Source organism: Nocardia cyriacigeorgica (assembly GCF_010858045.1).
GTDB classification, from domain to species: Bacteria; Actinomycetota; Actinomycetes; order Mycobacteriales; family Mycobacteriaceae; genus Nocardia; species Nocardia cyriacigeorgica_E.
This window is the reverse complement of the sequence record NZ_JAAGVC010000004.1, coordinates 55369-74634: the sequence shown is the minus strand read 5'-3', so window position 1 is coordinate 74634 and position 19266 is coordinate 55369. Positions and strand designations below refer to the sequence as shown.

At 69.2% G+C, this 19266-nt stretch carries 20 protein-coding genes; 13 read left to right on the top strand and 7 right to left on the bottom strand.

Going from position 1 to position 19266, the window contains the following annotated elements; genetic code table 11:
- Positions 1-45: 45 nt before the first annotated feature.
- Positions 46-729, bottom strand: coding sequence for a pyridoxamine 5'-phosphate oxidase family protein (locus GV790_RS05560; protein ID WP_163811226.1), 684 nt, complete (start codon positions 727-729; stop codon positions 46-48).
- A 69-nt stretch (positions 730-798) separates the two neighbouring features.
- Here GV790_RS05560 and pdxR point away from each other — a divergent pair, with 69 nt between their 5' ends.
- A complete protein-coding gene (gene pdxR / locus GV790_RS05555) occupies positions 799-2178 on the top strand; it encodes a MocR-like pyridoxine biosynthesis transcription factor PdxR (RefSeq protein ID WP_163811224.1) in 1380 nt (459 codons plus the stop codon).
- Between the two features lie 138 nt (positions 2179-2316).
- Here the strand turns inward: pdxR and GV790_RS05550 are convergent, their stop codons facing one another.
- Complete coding sequence (locus tag GV790_RS05550; protein WP_163811222.1) at positions 2317-3336, bottom strand: aldo/keto reductase; 1020 nt, start codon at positions 3334-3336, stop codon at positions 2317-2319.
- A 151-nt stretch (positions 3337-3487) separates the two neighbouring features.
- Here GV790_RS05550 and GV790_RS05545 point away from each other — a divergent pair, with 151 nt between their 5' ends.
- Both GV790_RS05545 and GV790_RS05540 read left to right on the top strand, forming a co-directional pair.
- Positions 3488-4069, top strand: coding sequence for a TetR/AcrR family transcriptional regulator (locus GV790_RS05545; protein WP_163811220.1), 582 nt, complete (start codon positions 3488-3490; stop codon positions 4067-4069).
- 189 nt (positions 4070-4258) lie between these two features.
- The gene (locus tag GV790_RS05540; protein WP_163811218.1) at positions 4259-5125 is read left to right on the top strand and encodes an Fpg/Nei family DNA glycosylase; all 867 of its coding nucleotides are present in this window, start codon (positions 4259-4261) and stop codon (positions 5123-5125) included.
- A 3-nt stretch (positions 5126-5128) separates the two neighbouring features.
- Here GV790_RS05540 and GV790_RS05535 read toward each other — a convergent pair whose 3' ends face one another.
- Positions 5129-6661, bottom strand: a complete 1533-nt coding sequence (locus GV790_RS05535; protein WP_163811216.1) for a carboxylesterase/lipase family protein — start codon at positions 6659-6661, stop codon at positions 5129-5131.
- A 208-nt stretch (positions 6662-6869) separates the two neighbouring features.
- Between GV790_RS05535 and sigK the strand changes: the two genes are divergently transcribed.
- Together sigK and GV790_RS05525 are read left to right on the top strand one after the other, a co-directional pair.
- Positions 6870-7523, top strand: a complete 654-nt coding sequence (gene sigK / locus GV790_RS05530; RefSeq protein ID WP_163811214.1) for an ECF RNA polymerase sigma factor SigK — start codon at positions 6870-6872, stop codon at positions 7521-7523.
- A complete protein-coding gene (locus GV790_RS05525; RefSeq protein ID WP_163811212.1) occupies positions 7523-8311 on the top strand; it encodes an anti-sigma factor in 789 nt (262 codons plus the stop codon). The genes sigK and GV790_RS05525 overlap by 1 nt, the downstream gene beginning before the upstream one ends.
- A gap of 105 nt (positions 8312-8416) precedes the next feature.
- On the opposite strand, the gene GV790_RS05520 is transcribed toward GV790_RS05525, so the two are convergent.
- Genes GV790_RS05520 through cobF form a run of 3 tightly spaced genes read right to left on the bottom strand, consistent with a single transcriptional unit; the run spans position 8417 to position 10898 of the window.
- Positions 8417-9841: a dihydrolipoyl dehydrogenase family protein gene (locus GV790_RS05520; RefSeq protein ID WP_163811210.1), complete on the bottom strand. Its 1425-nt coding sequence runs from the start codon at positions 9839-9841 to the stop codon at positions 8417-8419.
- Positions 9842-9847: 6 nt separating this feature from the next.
- A complete protein-coding gene (locus GV790_RS05515) occupies positions 9848-10093 on the bottom strand; it encodes a DUF2630 family protein (RefSeq protein ID WP_163811208.1) in 246 nt (81 codons plus the stop codon).
- A 37-nt stretch (positions 10094-10130) separates the two neighbouring features.
- Positions 10131-10898, bottom strand: coding sequence for a precorrin-6A synthase (deacetylating) (cobF, locus tag GV790_RS05510; RefSeq protein WP_163811206.1), 768 nt, complete (start codon positions 10896-10898; stop codon positions 10131-10133).
- An 86-nt stretch (positions 10899-10984) separates the two neighbouring features.
- On the opposite strand from cobF, the gene GV790_RS05505 reads away from it, so the two are divergent.
- The 7 genes from GV790_RS05505 (at position 10985) to GV790_RS05475 (ending at position 16799) form a co-directional block, all read left to right on the top strand.
- Positions 10985-11788, top strand: coding sequence for a thymidylate synthase (locus tag GV790_RS05505; RefSeq protein ID WP_163811204.1), 804 nt, complete (start codon positions 10985-10987; stop codon positions 11786-11788).
- Positions 11785-12285 (top strand): dihydrofolate reductase, encoded by a 501-nt coding sequence (locus GV790_RS05500; RefSeq protein ID WP_163811202.1) that lies wholly within the window; start codon positions 11785-11787, stop codon positions 12283-12285. Before GV790_RS05505 ends, GV790_RS05500 begins: the two co-directional genes overlap by 4 nt.
- A gap of 137 nt (positions 12286-12422) precedes the next feature.
- Positions 12423-12749, top strand: a complete 327-nt coding sequence (locus GV790_RS05495; protein ID WP_036540261.1) for a cupin domain-containing protein — start codon at positions 12423-12425, stop codon at positions 12747-12749.
- Between the two features lie 121 nt (positions 12750-12870).
- Positions 12871-13896, top strand: coding sequence for a Dyp-type peroxidase (locus GV790_RS05490; RefSeq protein WP_163811200.1), 1026 nt, complete (start codon positions 12871-12873; stop codon positions 13894-13896).
- Positions 13897-13899: 3 nt separating this feature from the next.
- On the top strand, positions 13900-14700 hold the full coding sequence (locus tag GV790_RS05485) for a family 1 encapsulin nanocompartment shell protein (RefSeq protein ID WP_163811198.1): 801 nt from the start codon (positions 13900-13902) through the stop codon (positions 14698-14700).
- Positions 14701-14777: 77 nt separating this feature from the next.
- A complete protein-coding gene (locus GV790_RS05480; protein ID WP_163811196.1) occupies positions 14778-15308 on the top strand; it encodes a hypothetical protein in 531 nt (176 codons plus the stop codon).
- 75 nt (positions 15309-15383) lie between these two features.
- Positions 15384-16799, top strand: coding sequence for a TerD family protein (locus tag GV790_RS05475; protein ID WP_175585811.1), 1416 nt, complete (start codon positions 15384-15386; stop codon positions 16797-16799).
- Between the two features lie 3 nt (positions 16800-16802).
- Here GV790_RS05475 and GV790_RS05470 read toward each other — a convergent pair whose 3' ends face one another.
- Positions 16803-17465: a TetR/AcrR family transcriptional regulator gene (locus GV790_RS05470; protein WP_163811192.1), complete on the bottom strand. Its 663-nt coding sequence runs from the start codon at positions 17463-17465 to the stop codon at positions 16803-16805.
- A gap of 227 nt (positions 17466-17692) precedes the next feature.
- Between GV790_RS05470 and GV790_RS05465 the strand changes: the two genes are divergently transcribed.
- Positions 17693-19258 (top strand): amino acid permease, encoded by a 1566-nt coding sequence (locus GV790_RS05465; protein ID WP_163811190.1) that lies wholly within the window; start codon positions 17693-17695, stop codon positions 19256-19258.
- Positions 19259-19266: the final 8 nt, after the last annotated feature.

Below are 19266 nucleotides of genomic sequence, written 5' to 3'. Positions count from 1 at the left end.
CGCACCGGAAGAAGTCAGCGCGGCATTGGCCGGACTCACCTTCGATCAGCCGGATTGGCGGGCCGTGCGCTGGGACACCGAGGACGGAATCGCGACACCGGGCTCGAGGTCGGGCGCGGACACCGGCGGGCCCCACCCCTGACGGGTCGGCAGCACCCCCGCCCAGACACCGCCGAGGGCGATATCGTCCGCGTCGTCCTTCGGCCCGCCGGCCCGCGTCTTCACCGACGCCTCGGTGAGTTCGAGCGCGAGCACAGCGGTCGCGGCGAGCTCCTTCTTGTTCGGCGGCCGCACCCGGTCCCAGGAGCCCGGCGCCGCATGTTCGACGATCACCCGCAGCCCGTGCAGCCGCTGCCGCGGATCGGTGACCTCCACGGCGCGGCCGAGCACCACCGCGGACCGGTAGTTCATCGAGAAATGCATGGCCGAGCGGGCGTAGACGACCCCGTCCACCAGGGTGACGGCCACTGAGACATCGTGTTCCAGCGCGGCCCGCAAGTTGCCCGCTCCGGTGGATCCGTGCAGGTAGAGCAGGTTTCCGTCCCGGCCGTACGCGGTGGGCAGCACCACGGGAGTGCCGCCGAGCAGCACTCCGAGATGGCAGACGAGGCCTGCGTCGAGCACGGCGTCCAGCTCGGCGCGATCCTTGCCTGCGCGATCCTTCAGCCGCGTGGGTGTACTGCGCGGGGTCGGCGAAAGCGGTGGCCGGAGCGGTGCGTGTTCGGTCATGGCTCTACCGTGCCGGGTACAGTGGCATCCTTGAATAGCCAATTCTGATCGAGTTCGAAAGGCCACTTGATGTCCGAGGTGATCGCCGAGCTGCTCGACCTCGATCGCCGCGGCGCCGCGCCGCTGTCGGTGCAGCTGGCCGACGGGCTGCGGCAGGCGGCGACCTCCGGCGTGCTACGCGGCGGTGACCGGCTGCCGTCGTCTCGGTCGCTGGCCGCTCAGCTCGCCGTGAGCCGGACCGTGGTCGCCGCCGCCTACGATCAGCTGCATGCCGAAGGCTGGCTCACCGGCCGGCGCGGCTCGGGCACGTATCTCACCGCCGCACCGGCACCCGCACGCCACGACACCGCCGAGCCGGCCGCGGTCTCCGGCACGTCCACACTGCTCGATCTGCGCCCCGGCGCGCCCTGTGTCCCCGCTATCGACCGCCCCGCATGGCGCCGGGCCTGGCGGGCGGCCGCGGACCGCGAACCGGTGGTCCGCAAGGATCGCGCGGGTGAGCCGCGGTATCTCGCGACGGTCACCGATCATCTGCTGCGCCATCGCGGGCTGAGCGCCGCAGCCGGAACCGCGATCCTCGCGACCGCAGGGGCGAGTGCGGCGGTGAACGAAATCGCTTGCGCCGTCTTGCGCCCCGGTGACAGCGTCGCGATGGAAGATCCCGGCTATCAGCGGGCGGTCGGAGCGTTTCGGGCGGCGGGAGTGCGGGTCCTGCCGGTACCGGTGGACGACGAGGGCCTGCGCGTCGCGGAGCTACCTCGTGACGTCAAGGCTGTCTATTGCACTCCGGCACATCAGTTCCCACTCGGCGAACGAATGGCCGCGCGCCGCCGCGTGCAGCTGGTCGACTACGCGCGGGCCAACGATGTTCTGCTCATCGAGGACGATTACGACGGCGAATTGCGTTACGACACAGCTCCGTTGCCTTTGCTGGCGGCGATGGCGCCGGATGTGGTCATTCATCTCGGCACGACCAGCAAGATCCTCTCCCCCACTCTCGGCGCGGGCTGGCTGGTCGCCACACCCGAGATCACCGACGCCGTGCTCGCCTACCGGGAACAGATCGGCAGCGCACCGAGCCCGGCCGGCCAGCTGGTCCTGGCCGAACTGGCCGCACACGGCGACCTGGCCCGCCACCTGCGCAGGCTCCGCCGCACGATGCCACCGCGGCGGGCATTCGTCGTGGACGAACTCACCCGCCGCGGGCTGGCCATCCGCGGCGACGATGCCGGTTCGCACCTCGTCATCCCGCTGATGAGCGCCGACGCCGAGCAACGCGCCGTCACCGAGGCAGCACGCCGCGGAGTCGCCCTGGACGGCCTGGCCAGGCACCACATCGGGCAGCGCCGCACCTTCGGTGTGGCATTGGGCTACTCAGCGCTGGCCGACGATGAACTCGCCACCGCGATCCCGATCGCCGCCGAATGCCTCGCCGACGCCGGCTCGTGAACGCCGCCGACGATCGGCCACACCGCGATCAGACGTCGCGGCGGACGGGCGCCGTCCTGCGCTCCTCGACCGACCTTGACCCGCGACGACCTCACCATGCGCGTCCACCCGTGCGGCGCGAACCCGTCACCGTCACGCTCAGCGGCGTCGCAGCCCGGGCTCGAGCAGGGCAGGGGTGGCGTCGTGCTTTTCGTGCGGGGCCAGATCGAGGCCCGGCGCGACGATCGCATCGATCGCGTCGAGCACCTCGGCGGTGAGCACCGTGTCCGCGGCGGCGAGCTGGGAGCGCAGGTGGTCCATGGTCCGCGGCCCGATCAGCGCCGTGGTCACCGCCGGGTGTGCGGTGACGAAGCCGAGTGCCAGCTGAATCATGGTCAGGCCGGCGTCGTCGGCGACGGCGGCCAGCTGTTCGACGGCGTCCATCTTGGCCTTGTTGGCCGGCACCGTGAGGTCGTAGCGATCCGGCATGAAAGTCGAGCGGCTGGTGGTGATCTCGCGTCCGGCCCGGATCGCACCGGACAGCCAGCCCGAGGCCAGCGGGCTCCACACCAGTACGCCGAGCCCGTACTGCTCGGTCACCGGCAGCACATGGGCCTCGGCGCCGCGTTGCAGGATCGAATAGCCCGGCTGCTCGGTGACGTAGCGGCCGAGCCGATGTTCGCGGGCCGCCCACTGCGCCTCGACGATGCGGTAGGCGGGGAAGGTGGAGGAGCCGAAGTAGCGGATCTTTCCGGCGCGCTGGAGATCGGTCAGCGCCGAGAGGGTTTCCTCATCGCTCGTGCTCGGGTCCCAGCGGTGGACCTGGTAGAGGTCGACGTGCTCGACGCCGAGCCTGCGCAGGCTGTCGTCCAGCGCTCGGACCAGCCATCGGCGTGAGCTTCCGCGGTGGTTGCGCTCGTCGGACATCGGCATGCATGCCTTGGTGGCCAGCACGATGTCGTCGCGGCGGCCGGCGATGGCGCGGCCGACCATTTCCTCTGATTCGCCGCGGCCGTACATGTCCGCGGTGTCGATGAGGTTGATCCCGGCGTCGAGGGCGGCGTCGACCATCGCGGTCGCCTCGTCCTGGCCGGTGCGGCCGATACTGCCGAAGTTCATTGCGCCCAGCGCCAGCGTGCTGACCTGTACGCCGGTGCGTCCCACACTGCGGTACTGCATGCCCAGTCCTCTCGAAATGCACCGCGACCCGGTGCGTGGGTGGAGCCGACTCGCCCGCTCTGGCATCCTGAACAAGCGGAACGATGTTCCGATAAGCACCATACGGAACAATGTTCCGGTTGCCAACCGGAAGGACGAAGGGAGTGGCGCCGTGCCCGCTGACGGCAGCGAATCACCGACCCCGCGCAAGCGCGCGGACGCCCGGCGCAACGAGCAGACCCTGCTCGACGCTGCCGCCGCCGCCTTCGTCGCCTCGGGCGTCGACGTCCCCGTGCGCGATATCGCGGCACGGGCCGGTGTCGGTGTCGGCACGATCTACCGCCACTTCCCCACCCGCGCCGACCTGATCGTCGCGGTCTACCGTCATCAGGTCGAGGCCTGCGCGGAGGCGGGCCCGGCGCTCCTGGCGGCCGTCGCCTCACCACACGCGGCGCTGGGTCGCTGGATCAATTTGTTCGTGGACTTCCTGGTCACCAAACACGGTTTGGCCGAGGCCCTACAGTCCGACGACGCCGCCTTCGAGGCCCTGCACACCTACTTCCTCGATCGCCTGGTTCCCGTGTGCGCCCAACTGCTCGACGCCGCCACCACCGCAGGCGAGATCGCCGGCGATGTCGAGGCCTACGAATTGATGCGCGGCGTGGGCAACCTGTGCATCGGTGCGGGCAACAATCCGCGCTACGACGCGCGCAGGCTGGTCGGGCTGCTCATCGCCGGGCTGCGGCGCGGCTAGTCGCTCGACCCTTCGAGGCGCGGACAGCGGCCGTCCTGCGCCTTTCGGAGCGGCGTGGCCGAACCTTCCCGAAGCCCACGCGAGGCAAGAATCGGAACAAAGTTCCACCAAGCGGCGCGCATGTCCACCCGCGAACCACCAGCCCGCTGCAGCCCGAATCTGTCGGTGGCCGCAGGTAACCTGAATCGCGTGCCCGAACTACCGGAAGTGGAGGCGCTGGCGCAGTTCCTGCGAGAGCATGCCGTCGGCGCGGTGGTCGGACGCGTGGACGTCGCGGCGCTGAGCGCGGTCAAGACCTTCGACCCACCCGTGACGGCACTGTCCGGTCGCGACGTCACCGGTGCGGGCCGGTGGGGCAAATTCCTCGGCCTCGACTGCAGCGGGATCTGGCTGATCACCCACCTCTCCCGCGGCGGATGGCTGCGCTGGACCGATAACCCCAGCGCCACCCCGCCCAAGCCCGGCAAGGGCCCGCTCGCGCTGCGGGTGCATTTCTTCACCCCCGAGGGCGCCACCCCGGCCTTCGACCTCACCGAGGCCGGCACGAAGAAGCGGCTCGCGGTCTACATCGTCGAGGATCCGCAGCAGGTGCCGGGCATCAGCAGGCTCGGTCCCGACGCGCTCGACGTCACCGAGGACGAGTTCGCGCAGCTACTCGGCGCGAGTACGCAACGGATCAAGACCGCGCTGGTCGAACAGTCGCTGCTGGGGGGCATCGGCAACGCGTACTCCGACGAGATCCTGCACACCGCGCGCATTTCACCGTTCGCCACCGCGAAATCGCTCTCGCCGGAGAAGGTGTCGCAGCTGTACGAGGCCATGCGCACGGTGTTACTGGATGCCGTGCAACGCTCCGTCGGGCAGGACGCCGCGCGGCTCAAGGGCGAAAAGCGTTCGGGCATGCGGGTACACGCCCGCACCGGCCTGCCGTGCCCGGTCTGCGGTGACACGGTGCGCGAGGTGTCGTTCGCCGAGCGGTCCTTCCAGTACTGCCCCACCTGCCAGACCGGCGGCAAGATCCTCGCCGACCGGCGCATGTCGCGCCTGCTCAAGTAGCGCTCAGCCGAGATCCACTTCGCGCTGCTCCACCAGCCTCGGCATCCGCACGCCCTCCCACGCCAGCCGGCGCGCCTGCGCCGGATCGTGTTCGACCCGGCTCGGCGCGTCGATGATCAAGGTGCTGCGCCGGCTCTCGGTGTAGGCCGGCCAGGACGGCAGCGGTGCGCCGGTGTGCGCGAAACGCAGCCAGTTGTCCTGGAACTGCCTGGTCACCGATACCAGACCGCGCCGCCCACCGGCCGCGGTGAGCGCCCGGCCGAAGGGGCTGTCCACGACGCCGAACACCGGGATGAGATCGGTGGCGTGCGTGGCGCCGAGCCCGGCCAGCCGGAGCGCGCGCGGCGCGTAGTCGTAGCGGTAGGCGTAGGTCGGTGCGTATTTGCTGTGCCCGGCCATCACCTCGATCGACGGCCGCCAGAACACGAAATCGCCGCCCGCCCGGATGGCGGCCTTCGGCGCCGGATAGCCGGGGTAGGCGGCGCGCACCCTGGCTTCGGCCGCATCGTCACCGATGGCCGCGTGCAGGCGTTGCGGCGTGGTCGGCAGCGCGTCGTCGGCGAACTTCGCGAACAGGGTGCCCTCGTTGTTGCAGGTGCCGATGATCAGCGGCACCCGGTGGGCATTGCCGTCGGCGATCGCGTCGATCGGCGCCTGCGGCAACAACGTCCCGTCGACGACGGGCGCGGCCGCGAAGAACCCGGGCCGTTCCTGCAATGAAGCGCGCATCGCCCGGCCGAACGCGCGATGGATGGCGTAGGCGTCGGCCTCGGACAGGACCCGCAGCGCGGTGTCCGGCGTCGCGCCGAGCGCTTCCACGCATCGGCGGGCGACCAAGCGTGCGTCGTCGGCCGTCAGCGCCCAGTCGGCGGGCGCACTCTGCGCGATCGCCTGGTGGAACAGTCCCGCCGCCGACGGCGTGGCGAGCAGGCTCAGTACCGCGTGCGCGCCCGCCGATTCGCCGAAGATCGTCACATTGCCCGGGTCGCCGCCGAAGGCCGCGATATTGGTGCGCACCCACTGCAGCGCGGCGATCTGATCGCGCAGGCCCAGATTGGAGTCGAACGGCCGCGCGGCGCTGCCGAACTCGCCGAAATCGGCGTAGCCGAACGCGCCGAGCCGGTAGTTCAGCGACACGACGATCACCTCGCCGCCCACCGCCAGCCGCGCACCCGAGTAGAGACTCAGCGCCGACGTGCCGAAGAGGTAGCCGCCGCCGTGGATGAAGACCATGACCGGCAGCGGCGTGTTGCCACGCGAGACCGGCGCGGTGACGTTGAGCGTCAGCGCGTCCTCACTGGTCGGCTGATAGCGCCGGGCCCCGATCTGCGCACCGGTGCGGTGCTGCATCGCGGCGTTGGCGAATTCGGTGGCCTGGCGGACTCCGGTCCACGGCTGCACCGGACGCGGCGCACGGAAGCGCAGCTCACCCACCGGCGCCGCCGCATAGGGAATCGACCGCCAGCGCATTACCCGGCGGCCCCGGTGACCGCGAACGACGCCGTCCGCGGTCGTGACATCTGTCGACGCGACCATTTACCGATGGTAACGACAACTGGCGCGGGGCCAACAGAAGTAAACCGAAATTCGCAGGCGAATCGCCCACCGGATCCGCGACCGTGCGCAAGACTGAACCCGTGCTCCGACGAAGCCACGGACGTGGCTCAGGCCACATTCCCGCATTCGCTCCCATCCCGCCGTACGGCCACGGCGAACCTCCTGTCATGCGGGCGAGGAGACGATCATGACCAGAGATACGGGTCCCATCCCGTTCATCGGCCCCATCGCCCCCGATGACCTGGCCGGTGAGCAGGCGGCCTGCCCGGTCCGGCACGGCAACGGCGAGGTCCGCGCCAGGCTCGACGGTCTGCTGAAATCCACCGCGACCGGTGACCGTGAGGCCTTCACCCGTTTCTATCGCGAGACCAGTCCGCGGGTCTTCGGGCTCGCGCTGCGGGTGCTGCGCAGCCCAGCGGCGGCCGAAGAGACCACCCAGGAGGTCTTCCTCCAGGTGTGGTCGTCGGCCGATCGCTACGATCCGGCGATGTCGAGCCCGATCGGCTGGCTGATGATGATCACCCACCGGCGGGCGGTGGACCGGGTGCGCAGCGAGAGCTCCGCCGCGGGCCGCGACGCCGTCTACGGGCACACCCACCTCGGCCGCGATCACGACATCGTCGCCGAAACGGTCGGCCAGCGCCTGGACGAACAGGCCGTGCGCGACTGCCTCGACACGCTGACGTCCACACAACGTGAAGCCGTCGCCCTGGCCTACTACAGTGGCCGCACCTACCGGGAGGTAGCCGACCACCTCGCCTCACCATTGCCGACCGTCAAAAGCCGCATCCGGGACGGGTTGAAGCGCCTCCAGGACTGCCTGACCGGAGTTACCCGCTGATGACCGACGCGCCCCCACCCGAGCATCCCGACGATCACGACCTACTCGATCTCGCCCACCCCTACGCCCTCGACGCGGTCTCCGACGCCGAACGCGAGAGCATCGAACACCGCCTGCGCGTCTGCGATCCGGACATCCGCCGCGCCTTCGACACGATCGTGCGCGAGGTGCGCGAAGCGATGGGCGCCCTGTCGATACTCGATGCGAAGGCCCCTCCGCAAGAATTGGAAGGGCGCATCCTGGAGGCGATCGGCGAACGCGACGACACCGCCGCACCCGACCGCGCCCCCGGCGACGAGCACGGCTCCGACGAACTCGCCGCCGCGCGGCTGCGGCGCCGCAAGTTCATGCGCTGGACCGCCGCGGCTGCCGCGGTTGCCGCCGTGGTCGCGATCGGCGCCGCCGTGCTCGGTCAACGCACCGAGGAGCAGCCGCCCGCCCGCATGGTGACCGCGGACCAGGTGCTGCGCCAGCCCGATGCCCGCACCGAGACGAGTCCGGTCAGCACCGGCGGCACTCTCATCGCGCATATCTCCGACGAGCTGGATGCCGTCGCGATCACCTTCGACGCGGTGCCCGCACCGCCGACCGGCCAGGCCCATCAGCTGTGGTTGATCGGCCCGGAAGGGGTGCCCCGATCGGCCGGTGTGCTGAGCGATCTGCCCACGGCCGAGGCGCCGTACGTCACCGAGTTCGCGGCCGCCGATCAGCTCGCGATGACCATCGAACCCGCCGGCGGCTCACCTGGCCCGACCACGGACCCGATCGCCGCGCTGCCGCTGTCCTGAAGCGCCTGCCCGCGCCGCGCTGTGTTCGACGCGGGCGGGCACGGCTCGCCGGACCTGCGGTCACCCGATGCGATCCGATCGCCTGGTTGCGGAGCTACCGGCAGCTCAGGCGCGCCATGCCTCCAGCAGGCGCAACCAGAACTCGCTCACCGCGGGAAACGCCGGCACCGCATGCCACAGCGTGTCCAGCGGAACACCGCCGACGACCGCGATCGTCGCGGCATGGAGCTGTTCGCCCACCTCGGGGCCGACGAATGTGGCGCCGAGCAGCGTCCCGGCGTCGGTGTCGATGACGAGCTTCGCCCGGCCCGCGTAATCGTCGCGGGCCAGCGCCGACCCGGCGACGGCGATATCGAGTTCGACCGTGTCGACCCGGTGGCCGGCCGTGCGTGCCGCCTCTTCGGTGAGCCCGACCGAGGCCAGTTCCGGATCCGTGTAGACGACCTGCGGTACCTGCGCGTGGTCGGCGGTGGCGGCGTAGCGCTGGCCCGTCAGTGGCCTGCCCTCGGCGCGGGCGGCGATGACGTCACCGCAGATACGGGCCTGATATTTGCCCATGTGGGTGAGCGCGGCGCGATGGTTCACATCGCCGACGGCGTAGAGCCAGGGCAGCCCGTGCACCGTCAGCTGATCGTCGACCTCGACGTAGCCGGGCGACAATCCGACCGATTCCAGGCCGAGGTCCTCGGTGGCGGGGGCGCGTCCGGCCGCCACCACGACCTCGTCGGCTTCGAGGTCGTTCTCGCCGTGCCGGTCGCGCACCGTCACCGTCACCGGGCCGCCGTGAACGCGGCCTTCGCCGGTATCGCCGACCTGAGCACGCCTCACCCGCACCGGTTCGGCGCCGAAGCGGATCCGGACGCCGCGCCCGGTCAGCGCATCGGCGATCCGCTGCCGAGCGAACGGCTCGACCCGTCCGAGCAACGAATCACCGCGCACCACCATCGTGACCACCGAACCGAGCGCGGCCAGCCAGGTGGCGGCCTCGCAGGCCACCACGCCGCCGCCGACGATGAGCACCCGGCGCGGCACCTCGGCCAGATTGGTGACATCGCGTGAGGTCCACGGCCGCGCGGCCCGCAGCCCCGGCACATCGGGGATGTTGGCCTTGGCGCCGGTGGCCAGCACCACCGCCTCGCGGGCGCGCAGCGTGCGCCCGCCGACGTCGACCAGCCGCTCACCGGCCAGCCGACCGGCTCCGCGCACCACCTCGATGCCGTTGTCGTGCGCCCAATCGGCCTGCGAGGAGTCGTCGTGGTTGTGCACGAATTCGTCGCGGCGGCGCAGCACCGCGGCCACATCGAGTCCGTCGGCGCGCACTCCGGGCATGGCGCGGGCGGCGCCGAGCACATGCCCGGGGCGTAGCAGCGCCTTACTCGGGATGCACGCCCAATAGGAGCATTCGCCGCCGACGAGTTCACGCTCGACGATCGCGGCGGTCCGATCGCTGCCCGCGATGGCGTAGGAGGCGGCGTTCTCCCCCGCCGGTCCGCCGCCGATGACGATGACGTCGAATTCGGTGGTCTGCACGGGGCGCTACTGGAGGTAGCCCTCGACCTGCCGTGGCGAGCTGACCTGCGTCGTGTCCGGTGATTCACCCGCGTCGATGCGGGCGCGGCGCTGGCGCAGCAGGTCCCAGCACTGGTCGAGCATCACCTCGAGTTCGGCCAGTCGCTGCCGTTCCGATTTCGGATCCAGCTCACCGCTCGTGGCCTGCGACCGCAGCGTGTGCTCCTGCTCGACCAATTCCTTGATACGCCCCAGGATGTCCTGTTCGGTCATACCGCCCACTCTACGGACCCGGTCGGCAGATCTGCGGTTATTCGCCGTCGCCGGTCGGCTCTGGCGTGCGCAGCAGGTAGGTATCCATGATCCAGCCTTTGTCGGCGCGCAGCCGCTGCCTGCGTTCGCTGATCTGCGCACCTACCTCGGCGATCGAACCTTCGACGAGCACCTGATCGGGCATGCCGAGGTAGGCGCCCCACCAGATCCTGGTATCGCCGGGCAGATCGGTGAACGCGCAGTCCCCGTCCAGCATGACGACCGTCGATCCGGGACCCAGGCCCTCCTCGCGCAGGCGGCGTCCGGTGGTGATGTGCACCGGTTCGCCGACGCGGTGCAACACCGTCCGATGGCTGGCGGCGAGGGCTTGCACGCTGGTCACGCCGGGGATGACGGCGTAGTCGAAGCTGATCGTCGCGCGGGCGAGCACTCGTTCGACCATGCGCAGGGTGCTGTCGTACAGGGACGGATCGCCCCAGACCAGGATCGCGCCGACCCCGTCGACCCGCGCGAACTCGTCTTCGAGCAGCAGTGAGCGGCGTTCGTGCCAGTCGTCGACCACCTCGCGGTAGCCGGCCCCGTCCATCGGGGTGCGCGCCCGGGGCGGATCGGCGATCTCCACGATCCGATACGGATGATCCATGTGCTCGGCCAGGATGGTGGTGCGCACATCCACCAGTTCCTGTTTCTCGGCGCCCTTGCCGATCACGAAGAACACCTCGGCCTCGCGCATGGCCTTGATGGCCTGCACCGTTACCTGGTCCGGATCGCCGGCGCCGATGCCGATCACGTACAGCTTCCGCATGGGGCGAGCCTATGGGGCGGCATCGAGCGCACCGACGCCGCCGGGGGTCGCGGCTGAGCCGACGGGCTGGAAGTAAGGTCGAGGACGTGACCACCCCAGACACCCAGTACGAACAGTTGCTCCGTCAGGTGCTCACCTCCGGCACGCCGAAATCCGATCGCACCGGCACCGGCACCCGCAGCGTCTTCGGCCATCAACTGCGCTACGACCTGTCGGCCGGGTTCCCGCTGATCACCACCAAGCGCGTGCACCTGAAGTCGATCGTCTACGAATTGCTGTGGTTCCTGCGCGGTGATTCCAATGTGGGCTGGTTGCGCGAGCACGGTGTGACGATCTGGGACGAATGGGCCGCACCCGACGGCGAGCTCGGCCCGGTCTACGGCGTGCAGTGGCGGTCCTGGCCCACCCCGGACGGCAGTCATATCGACCAGATCTCCCAGGTTCTGCGCACCCTGCGCGAGGATCCGGATTCGCGCCGGATGATCGTGTCGGCGTGGAACGTGGCCGAACTGGACAAGATGGCGCTGGCGCCGTGCCACGCGTTCTTCCAGTTCTATGTGGCCGACGGAAAGCTGTCCTGCCAGCTGTATCAGCGCAGCGCCGACCTGTTCCTCGGGGTGCCGTTCAATATCGCCAGCTACGCACTGCTCACGCATATGGTGGCCCAGCAGACCGGGCTCGAGCCGGGTGATTTCATCTGGACCGGCGGTGACTGCCACATCTACGACAACCACGTCGAACAGGTCACCGAACAGCTGACCCGCGAGCCCTACCCGTTCCCCACGCTGACCCTGCGCAAGGCGTCCTCGCTGTTCGACTACACCTACGACGACATCGAGATCGCCGACTACCGGCACCACCCGGCGATCAAGGCCCCGGTGGCCGTGTGAGCCCGTCCCGTGTCATCGGCCTGATCTGGGCCCAGACACCCGACGGGGTGATCGGTGCGGGCAACCGGATCCCCTGGCGGGTGCCCGAGGACATGGCCAACTTCAAGGTGGTCACCCTGGGTCATCCGGTGGTGATGGGCAGGCGCACCTGGGATTCGCTGCCGCCACGTTTCCGCCCGCTGACCGGTCGCCGCAATATCGTGGTGACCAGACAGCCGGACTGGTCGGGCGAGGGCGCCGAACGCAGCGCCTCACTCCCGGACGCGCTCGCACTGACCGCACCCGACGATGTGTGGATCATGGGCGGCGGCGAAATCTATCGCGCCGCAATGGAGTACGCCACCGAACTGCTGGTCACCGAGATCGACCTCGATATCGCGGGCGACGCCTACGCACCGCCCATCGACGCGCACTGGCGGGCCGACGACGACACGCCGTGGCAGCAGTCGAGTGCGGGCCCTCGGTACCGGATCCGCAGATTCACTCGACGCCGCTGAATCCTTCCCACTGCACTCCCGCTCCGACCGCACAACCGACGCAAAACGCCCGAGCGCCGGTGACGGGTCGGGCATACTCAGCGATATCGGCCCCGAACACCAGCCCTGTTCCGGGTGTGATCTGCGAAAGGCAGTCCATGGACAAGAAATCGCTGACCGCGGTAGCTCGCCAGCAACTCAAACTGGCCGCTACCGCCACGAGCGGCCGTAGCTCGCAAACGATCTACGGCGGCCACGCGCAAACGCTGCGCCAGACCGTCGTCGGTCTCAGTGCGGGCCAGAGCCTGGCCGAACACGACAACTTCGGCGATGCCACCCTGCTGGTGCTCAGCGGCACCCTGACCCTGATCAGCGGCGCCAACGAATGGAAGGGTTCGGCGGGCGATCTGCTCGTGGTCCCCAAGGCCCGGCACAGTGTCAAAGCCGTCGACGACGTGGCCTTTCTGCTGACCGTCGCGAAATAGCGCGCCGACGTAGGTGAGGCTTACGAAACAGCAACGCGCGCCCCATGATCCGGGTGAGCCTTAACACGCCCTTGCCCAATCGCTGCGGTCAGCACGCTCGCAGCTACTAGGCTTGTCGATCATGGGTGAGCCGCAGCCGATCCTCCAACCGCTCACACCGTCCGCGATCTTCCTCGTCGCCACCATCGACGAGGGTGGCGAAGCGACGGTGCGCGATCTGCTCGCCGATCTGGCGGGTTTGCGCCGTTCGGTGGGATTCCGGCTGCCCGGAGCCGACCTCACCTGCATCGTCGGCATCGGCTCCGCGGCATGGGACCGGCTGTTCTCCGGGCCTCGCCCGGCCGAACTGCACGAGTTCCCCGGATACGACGGCCCGCGCCATCAGGCGCCCGCCACCCCTGGTGACCTGTTGTTCCACATCAAGGCCGAGGTGCACGACGCCTGCTTCGAGCTGGCCATGGCGATCGGCAAGCGGCTCGACGGGGCGGCCACCATCGTCGACGAGGTCACCGGCTTCCGGTACTTCGAACAGCGCGATCTGCTCGGCTTCGTGGACGGCACCGAGAACCCCGAGGGCGCGCTGGCCGAGTCCCCGGCGGGCCGGGTGGCGCTGATCGGCGACGAGGACCCCGATTTCACCTGCGGCAGCTACGTCATCGTGCAGAAGTACGTGCACAAGATGAGCGAATGGGCGGCAACCTCGGTCGAGGAGCAGGAACGGGTCATCGGGCGCACCAAGCTCGACGATTTCGAGCTGCCCGATGAGGTGAAGCCCGCGAACTCGCATGTCGCGGTGAACACGATCGTCGACCCGGACGGCACCGAACGGCAGATCCTGCGGGCGAATATGCCCTTCGGCAGCATCCGCGACAACGAGATGGGCACCTACTTCGTCGGCTATTCGGCCACGCCGAGCGTCACCGAACGCATGCTCGAGCGCATGTTCCTCGGCTCCGACGAGGCGGCCTACGACCGGATCCTGGATTTCTCCATCGCCGTCACCGGCAGCCTGTTCTTCGTTCCCGCCCAAGACTTCCTCGACGATCTGCCCGACCCACCAGGGGACGCACCGGCAGACGACGCCACCCCCGCCGCACCTGCCGCCGACGGCTCTCTCGGTATCGGCACGTTGAAAAGGAGCAGTTAATTCATGAACAACCTGCATCGTGAACTCGCGCCGATCACCTCCGAGGCCTGGTCGGCGATCGAGGAAGAGGCCACCCGCACCTTCAAGCGGCATATCGCCGGCCGCCGCGTCGTCGACCTGTCCGGTCCGCACGGCACCGACTACTCCGCGGTCGGGCTCGGCCGCACCGCGCCCATCGCCGCCCCCGATGACGGCGTGCAGGCCCGGCAGCGGCTGGTGGCCCCGCTGGTGGAGCTGCGGGTGCCGTTCACCCTCTCGCGCGAGGAGCTCGACAATATCGAGCGCGGCGCCGAGGACGCCGACCTGGACCCGGTCAAGGACGCCGCCAAGCGCATCGCCTGGGCCGAGGACCGCGCCATCTTCGAGGGCTACCCGGCCGCCAACATCACTGGCATCCGGGCCAGCGCATCGAACGAGCCGGTCGCGGTGCCCAGCGATCCGCGGCTGGTACCAGAGGCCGTCGCCCAGGCGCTGAGCGAGCTGCGCCTGGCCGGTGTGGACGGCCCCTACTCGGTGCTGCTGAGCGCCGACCTCTACACCGCCGTCAGCGAGACCTCCGACCACGGGCACCCGATCCGCACCCACATCGAGCGCCTCATCCCGGAGGGCGAGATCATCTGGGCGCCCGCCATCGACGGCGCGTTCGTGCTCACCACCCGCGGCGGCGATTTCGACCTCCAGATCGGCCAGGATCTCTCGATCGGCTACCTGAGCCACGACGCGGAATCGGTGCAGCTGTACTTCCAGCAGAGCCTGACCTTCCTCGTCTACACCGCCGAGGCGGCCGTCGCGCTGCAGGCCTGAGCCGTCCTCTGGTGGCGACGTCCGCGCCGCGGCAGTATGGTCCTGACCAGCCAGTTGCGGTAGCGGACGGAGACGAGATGACGTTGGTGCACGCGGGCGTGGTGCCCACCAGGCGCGCGATGATCTACGGCGTGCTCGGCATCGCCGTCACGGTCGCGCTGTGCCTGGCCACCATCGCCGCGTTCGGGATGAACCGCGTGTTCACCGGGCTGCTCGCCGGTGCGATCGCCGGCGTTGCGGTGCTGGTGGCCCTGTTCACCCGTGACGCCGTCGTGCTCACCGAAGGCGCCATCTACCGCCGCACCCCGTGGGCCGAGACCAGCATCGACTGGGACCGGGTGGTCGCGGGCCGCTTCACCCTCGACGAGCGCGCCCGCTGGTCGCTGGCGCTGGACCTGGTCGGCGGCGACGAAGAGCACGGCGAACTCGTGTTGTTGTCGATCCCGCCGGTGAGCGGGCCGGTGTCGAGCGCTTATGACATGCGTAAACGCGAGCAGGTGGATCAGATCCGGAACATGCTGCGCCGCAAGAAGATTCCGGTGATGGTCTTGCCGGAGATCGCGGGAGCGCTGCACGAGCACTGGAATATCGCGCCACCGACGCACTGAGCGGCGAGTCGGCCCGGCCGGATTCGCGCCGGGTGGCCGGGTGCACCGCCCTCGGATACGTTGGCAGTCGTGTCGATGACGAAGGGCGCCAACGTCGCTGTTCCCCTGGCCGCGGTTCGTGTCGAAGTGGGATGGCGATCCGGGCCGGGCGTCCCCGACGCGGACGCGTCCGCCCTGCTGCTCGCCGAGGGTAAGGTCCGCTCCGACAACGATTTCGTGTTCTACAACCAGCCCGCGCATCCGTCGGGTGCGGTGCGGCACGAGGGGAAGCAGCAGGGGGCGCAGGTCATCGATCTGCTCGCCGTGTGGTTGGCTCAGGTCGAACCCCAGATCGACACCATCGTCATCGCCGCCTCCGCCGACGGCGGCACCTTCGCCCAGCTCCACGGCCTGTATGTACGCCTGCTCGATCCCGCGAACGGGGCCGAGCTCGCGCGCTTCGACAGCACCGGCGCCACCAGCGAAACCGCCTTCGTGCTAGGCGAGCTCTACCGCAGGCAAGGCGCGTGGAAATTCCGCGCGGTCGGGCAGGGCTACGACACCGGGCTCGCCGGGCTCGCTACCGATTTCGGCATCTCCGTCGATGAGGACCCGGCGCCTGTCCAGCCGACCCCGCCGCCGACGCCGCCACAGCCGACGGCGTCGCAGGTGCCTGCACCGAGTGCCGCGCCGCAACCACCGCAGTTCCAGCAGCCCCAAGGGATTCCGCCGAACCCCGCACCGCTCCGACCGCAGTTCGCCGCACAGCCGCAGTACCAGCAGCCGGCGCCGCCGCAGTTCGCGCCGGGACCGCACTACCAGCAGTCGGCACCCCAGCCATTCCCGCCGGCGCCGCAGCATCGCGCGCCGGCGGGATCGGCGCCGATCGGTATGACCAAGCTGTCCCTGACCAAGGAAGCGCCGTCGGTGTCCCTGACCAAGGGCGGCGTCAGCGCGGGCACGATGCGGGTGAATCTCAACTGGTCGACGGGGGGTGGGGGCCTGTTCGGCAAGCGCCGCGGCAAAGCCATCGACCTCGATCTCCGCTGCCTGTGGGAGCTCGGCAACGGCAACAAAGGGATCATCCAGGCGCTCGGTAGTTTCGGAGCGCTCGACACCGAGCCGTACGTGCGACTCGACAAGGACGATCGAACCGGTAGTGCGGTCAACGGCGAGAATCTCGACATCAATCTCGATCACGTCGCCGACTTCAAACGCCTGCTGGTGTACGCAACACTCTACGAAGGTGCCCCCGACCTGCGAGGCGTACGAGCAACCGCGACGCTGTACCCGCCCGGTGCGCCACCGATCGAGATGCAAGTCGATGGCTGTACAGATAATTCGCGCTCGATGGTTCTCGCGCTGATCGAGAACGTCGACGGGGAGTTGCTGGTCCGTCGCGAAGGCGTCTTCGTTCCACCGTCGGTCGAACGGCCGGGCTGGACCAACAGCGTCGTCGACGCACGCTACAACTGGGGTCTGGACTGGGTCGCCGCCAAAGGCAAGTCCTGACTTTCAGCCGATGCGCCCGAGGAGCGCACCCGCTTCGGCCCGCACCGGGTCCAGCGGGCCCGGCCAGCCGAGGACGCGCAGCACCGCATCGGAGATGTCCGAGCGCGCCGTGGCAGGCGCCGCGCCATGATCGGATCGGATGCTGATCACGGTTTCGACCATTCGGAACGGCAAGGTGATCGCGGCCGGCACACCGGCTGCCCCCGCCTCGGCCACCACCTCCGCGGCCAACTGCTCGTACTGCGTGCGAAGCTCGTCACGCCGTAGCCGAAACGACGCGAAGCGCTCCCCGCGCAGCTCCGGTAGCAGATACAGCGCGCCGAGATTCCACCGCGACGCACAGAGTTGATCCACGTCCGACCAGGCAAGGGCATACAGCCGTACCGGCGCCCGGTCATCGATCTCGCGCAGCCGCGCGGCCAAAGCCAAAGGCGCGGCGATGGTTTCGGCGAGCAACGCGTCGAGGATGTCGTCCTTGGCGGCGAAATGGTGGTACAGCGAGGCCTGTCTGATGCCGACGGCGTCGGCGATTCCCCGGGTCGAAGTGCTGCCGTAGCCGTTGGTGGTGAACAGCTCGGCAGCGGCGTCGAGGATCTCCTCGCGTGGTGTGCTGCCGCGGCGCAGGCGTTGCTCGACGCGCGGACGTCCTGGACCGAGATTGACCACGCCCTCATTCTCGCATCGCGCCCATCACGGGCCCCGCACGCGGGCACCCGGCCCGCCTCGCCATGCGCCGCACCAGGCGGTGAGATTTCTGTCATTCGATAGAAAAGCAGGAAACCCAGAAGTTACCGGGAGACCTCCAACCGATACACGCAGGTCACCGAAAGCGCGATCGCGGCCGCAAAACTATCGGCTGATAGTTATTGGCGCTCGCCGAAGGACCTCCGCATATGGCCACCACAGTCGACACCCGCCCCGCAGATCCGCCCGATCACGGCTCCGACAGTGCCGATCTCGCCGATTTCGGCTATCAGCCGGTCCTGCACCGCAAGCTCGGGCGCTATGCCTCGTTCGCGGCCGGTTTCTCGTTCGTCTCGATCCTCACCACGATCTTCCAGTTCTTCGGCTTCGGCTATTCATTCGGCGGGGCCGCGTTCTTCTGGACCTGGCCGATCGTGTTCCTCGGCCAGCTCATGGTTGCGTTGAACTTCGCCGAACTGGCGGCGCGGTATCCGCTGTCGGGGTGCATCTACCAGTGGTCGCGGCGGCTGGGCGGGGCGGTCGTCGGCTGGTTCGCCGGCTGGTTGATGATCATCGCGCGGGTGGTCACCGCGGCCGCGGCGGCGATCGCGCTGCAGGTGGTGCTGCCCTCGATCTGGAGCGGATTCCAGATCATCGGCTCCGAGACCGCACTCACCTCGTCGTCCGGTGCGATGAACGCGGTGCTGCTCGGCGCCGTATTGATGGCGCTGACCACGCTGATCAATGTCATCGGCATCGATCTCATGGCGCGGATCAATTCGATCGGGGTCACCATCGAGATCGTCGGCGTGCTGGCGATCATCGCGCTGTTCTTCGCCGATACCGAACGCGGCCCCGGTGTCGTGTTCGAGACCGAGCACGCCGCGCCCGGCCCCTATTGGGCGGCGTTCCTGGTGGCCGGGCTGATGGCGGCCTACGTCATGATCGGATTGGATTCGGCCGGTGAGCTTTCCGAGGAAACCAAAGATCCGCGCCGGGTCGCGCCACGGATGATCCTGACCGCGCTGACGGTCTCGGCGATCGGCGGCGGTTTGATGTTGCTCGGCGCGCTGATGGCCGCGCCGAGCCTGTCCGACGGCGCCCTGTCCGCCGATGGCCTGGCCTATGTGCTGACGGCCAAGTTGAACAGCACGGCGGGCAAGGTGCTGCTCGGTTGTGTCGCGATCGCGATCATGGTGTGCACGCTGGCCATCCAGACCGCCGGGTCCCGGTTGATCTTCTCGATGGCACGGGACGGGAAGCTGCCCTTCGCCCGCGCGCTCGCGGTCGTGCACCCCCGCTTCGGCACACCCGTGCTGCCCGCGGTGGTGTTCGGCGTACTCGCCATCGCGCTGCTGCTGGTGAATCTCGGCAATGCCGCCATCTTCGCGACCCTGGCCAGCGTCTGCATCGTGACGCTGTATCTCGCCTATCTCCTGGTGACAGTGCCGCTGCTGGTGCGCCGTTTCCGGGGCTGGCCCGCCGCGGAGCAGGCGGGCAGCCGGGCCGGGCTGTTCTCGCTGGGCCGCTTCGGGATTCCGGTGAATGTGCTCGCGGTGTTCTGGGGCATCGCGATGGTCGTGAATCTGGCCTGGCCGAGGGCCGAGGTGTACACGCCGGACGGCGGGTCGGCGGTCATGCGCTGGGCCGCACCGATCTTCGTGCTCGGCACGCTCGCGGTCGGTGTGCTGGTCTACCGGATGGTGGTCGGCCGCACCGCCGCCTCGGAGCCGATGCCTCAACCACTGGCTGCCGAGCCGACGCCGAACCGCTGACCTCGAGC

Bases quoted from the DNA above. Each gene is read 5' to 3' on its own strand.
- GV790_RS05560 (WP_163811226.1), bottom strand. From the start codon at position 729: ATGACCGAACACGCACCGCTCCGGCCACCGCTTTCGCCGACCCCGCGC.
- pdxR (WP_163811224.1), top strand. From the start codon at position 799: ATGTCCGAGGTGATCGCCGAGCTGCTCGACCTCGATCGCCGCGGCGCC.
- GV790_RS05550 (WP_163811222.1), bottom strand. From the start codon at position 3,336: ATGCAGTACCGCAGTGTGGGACGCACCGGCGTACAGGTCAGCACGCTG.
- GV790_RS05535 (WP_163811216.1), bottom strand. From the start codon at position 6,661: ATGGTCGCGTCGACAGATGTCACGACCGCGGACGGCGTCGTTCGCGGT.
- sigK (WP_163811214.1), top strand. From the start codon at position 6,870: ATGACCAGAGATACGGGTCCCATCCCGTTCATCGGCCCCATCGCCCCC.
- GV790_RS05525 (WP_163811212.1), top strand. From the start codon at position 7,523: ATGACCGACGCGCCCCCACCCGAGCATCCCGACGATCACGACCTACTC.
- GV790_RS05515 (WP_163811208.1), bottom strand. From the start codon at position 10,093: ATGACCGAACAGGACATCCTGGGGCGTATCAAGGAATTGGTCGAGCAG.
- cobF (WP_163811206.1), bottom strand. From the start codon at position 10,898: ATGCGGAAGCTGTACGTGATCGGCATCGGCGCCGGCGATCCGGACCAG.
- GV790_RS05495 (WP_036540261.1), top strand. From the start codon at position 12,423: ATGGACAAGAAATCGCTGACCGCGGTAGCTCGCCAGCAACTCAAACTG.
- GV790_RS05490 (WP_163811200.1), top strand. From the start codon at position 12,871: ATGGGTGAGCCGCAGCCGATCCTCCAACCGCTCACACCGTCCGCGATC.
- GV790_RS05485 (WP_163811198.1), top strand. From the start codon at position 13,900: ATGAACAACCTGCATCGTGAACTCGCGCCGATCACCTCCGAGGCCTGG.
- GV790_RS05480 (WP_163811196.1), top strand. From the start codon at position 14,778: ATGACGTTGGTGCACGCGGGCGTGGTGCCCACCAGGCGCGCGATGATC.
- GV790_RS05475 (WP_175585811.1), top strand. From the start codon at position 15,384: ATGACGAAGGGCGCCAACGTCGCTGTTCCCCTGGCCGCGGTTCGTGTC.
- GV790_RS05465 (WP_163811190.1), top strand. From the start codon at position 17,693: ATGGCCACCACAGTCGACACCCGCCCCGCAGATCCGCCCGATCACGGC.